The organism is Sulfitobacter sp. 15WGC, from assembly GCF_005068605.1.
GTDB classification, from domain to species: domain Bacteria; phylum Pseudomonadota; class Alphaproteobacteria; order Rhodobacterales; family Rhodobacteraceae; genus Sulfitobacter; species Sulfitobacter faviae.
Genome location: NZ_SZNL01000201.1, coordinates 1 through 252, shown reverse-complemented (window position 1 = coordinate 252; position 252 = coordinate 1). Strand labels below are relative to the sequence as shown.

The 252-nt window shown below is 62.3% G+C and carries 1 pseudogene; it reads right to left on the bottom strand.

Annotation, left to right across the window (positions count from 1 at the left end):
* Positions 1-252, bottom strand: a pseudogene (locus FCK22_RS18560) (3'-5' exonuclease); the annotation flags it as partial.

Below are 252 nucleotides of genomic sequence, written 5' to 3'. Positions count from 1 at the left end.
GTGCCGCGCTGCGCGGATTCGATCTCATCCCCGATCCAACGGGCCTCTTCCTCGCCATCCCAATGGCCGATGAGGCGGACCTTTTCGCCCTCGGTCTCTTCGGTCCAGAGAGTCTTGCCCAAGCGCCTCATTTCCCGCGATCACGCCCGAGGCGGCGGCGAGGATATGCGGGGTCGAGCGGTAATTCTGCTCAAGCTTGACCACATGAGCGCCGGGGAAATCCGTTTCAAACCGCAGGATGTTGCCCACTTC